Raw genomic sequence first — 2,136 nt, forward strand, 5'->3', positions numbered from 1 at the left:
GCGCTGACGTGTTCGGGAATCGTGACGCTCCAGCTGATGCTGTCGGCGCTGTCGATGCGGCTCATCAGATMGACCAGCCGGTTGACGATCGGCAGCACGAGCGTTCTCATGCTCACCGCCTGGATCGCACCGTGCGTCCGCGCCCGCGCAAGCTCTCGCTCGACATGTGCGCCGATTGCTTCGCATTGTTCACGCAGAATGGCTGCATGCGCGTGCTGTCCGGACTTTTCAAGGCGCGCCACTTCGCTCGACAGGATCGTGAGCGGCGTCTTCAGCCCGTGGGCCAACAGGCCCGCCCTGTCGCGCGCTTTGCGCACCAGCTCATCCTGGCGATCGAGCAGCCTGTTCAGATCATCGACCAGCGGCTTGATCTCCTCGGGAAGGGTACCTGTCAGGCGCGATGTGCGGCCTTCGCGCACGGCGGTGAGACTCGCGCGTAGCTGATGAAGGGGGCGCAGGCCGAACCGCATCTGCAGCCAGGCCCCACCGATCAGCAACAATGCGAGCAGGAACAGGATCTTGGCGACATCGAGGGAGAAGGCGTGGCGCAGTTCGCCGATATCGGCATGATCAAGCGCGACGGCCAGCTGGAACGTCCGTGGGCCATCTGCGCCATCGAGCTTCACCGCGCGTTCGAGGACGTAGAGCTCGGATTTGTTCGGCCCGTCGATCTCGAACGCGCCCTTGCTCTTGTCCTCCTTGACCGTGCTCGTATCGAGGATCTGGTCCCAGAGCGAGCGCGAGCGCAGATGCTGCACCGCCCCTTCGCTGATCTGCCAGTAGGCGCCGCCATAGGGCAGCTGATAGCGCGCATCGGCGAGATCGTGGTTGATTAGCGGGTTGCCGTCTGCATCGAGCTCGAACGCCTTGGCGAGTTCGCTGGAGCGGATCTCCAGCTCGATCGCGATGCGCTTCAGGACATGCTGCTCGAACACCAGGATGAGCGCTGCGCCTGCGGCCGCGAGCGTCACGGCAATCGTCAGGGCTGCGATCGTCAGGATGCGCTTGCGGATCGAGCCCGAGCTCATCGCCTCAGCTCCCGATGATGTAGCCGTGGCCACGCCGGGTGCCGATCGTCTCCGCCCCGACCTTGCGGCGCAAGCGCCCGACCAGCACTTCGACAGCGTTGCTGTCGGGTTCGTGATCGCCGCCATAGACATGGTCGATCAGTTCGCCCTGTGACACGACCCGCCCCTGATTATGCACGAGATAGCGCAGCAGCCGGTATTCCAGCGGAGACAGTTCGACATTGCGCCCGCCAACCGCAACCGTTCTGCGGCGCGTGTCGATATTGAGGTCACGATACACCAGTTGAGGCGTCAGGTGACCGCCCGCCCTGCGAATGAGTGCGCCGACCCGGGCGACCAGTTCCTCGGCCTGAAACGGCTTGGGCAGATAGTCGTCGGCGCCGGCGTCTATGCCTTCGACGCGCTCCATCCAAGCGCCGCGCGCGGTGAGGATCAGAATAGGTGTCCTGACCGAGGCTGCCCGCAGCTTGCGGACAACCGAGAGCCCGTCGAGCTTCGGCAGGCCAAGGTCGAGCACGAGCGCATCGAAATCGTCCGTCTCGGCGCGAAACCAGGCGGCCTCTCCATCATGGACGACCTCCGGAACATAGCCGGCTTCCGTGAGCGCGGAGGCGACATCGCTGGCGATGCGCCGTTCGTCCTCCACGACGAGAATTCTCATCATCGCCTCCGCATTTGGAGGATCCGGTTGCGCCGGGCGTCGACTACGACTTCGCGGTAGCGGCCTGTGCCGTCGAGAACCAGTAGTTCATAGCGCCATTCGCCCGTGGGCGCGAGGCGCAGGTCGACCTCGAGCACGTCGCCGGGAACAGCCGCGCGCACCACCGACAGGACGGCGCCGAGCGACACGACCTGTCCCCCCTGGGTCGCCTGACGTGCGAAATCGGCACTCGTATTGCCCCAGTGCTGGCCGGTGCTGACGGCATCCTCGCCGTTCCTGCCGCCGCGACCCGAGCGACCACGCTGATTGTCTCCCGAATTCTGGCTCGCGGCGGATCCGCCGTCATGGCCCGATCTGCCGCTGCCGGAATTGCTTCCGCTGTTGCCGGAGCCGCCGCCGCCGCTGGATCCGGAGCCGCCACTGGAGCCGCCGCTGCCACCGCCGGAG

3 protein-coding genes are annotated in these 2,136 nt (G+C 65.7%); all 3 read right to left on the reverse strand.

Annotated features, from left to right (window positions below; all coding sequences use genetic code 11):
- Positions 1–1,028, reverse strand: a 1,028-nt coding sequence (locus AC1D34_RS36885) for a methyl-accepting chemotaxis protein (protein WP_476826938.1), incomplete at its 3' end; no start/stop codon positions are given.
- 4 nt (positions 1,029–1,032) lie between these two features.
- A complete protein-coding gene (locus tag AC1D34_RS36890) occupies positions 1,033–1,689 on the reverse strand; it encodes a response regulator transcription factor (protein ID WP_441490274.1) in 657 nt (218 codons plus the stop codon).
- Positions 1,689–2,136 (reverse strand): PepSY domain-containing protein (locus AC1D34_RS36895; RefSeq protein ID WP_476826939.1); only part of this gene is annotated, 448 nt, incomplete at its 5' end. The genes AC1D34_RS36890 and AC1D34_RS36895, both read right to left, overlap by 1 nt.

Source organism: Allobosea sp. P1_A7 (assembly GCF_056406775.1).

What these genes read in the sequence shown, in the direction of transcription:
- AC1D34_RS36890 (WP_441490274.1), bottom strand. Translation starts at nt 1,689, where the DNA reads ATGAGAATTCTCGTCGTGGAGGACGAACGGCGCATCGCCAGCGATGTC.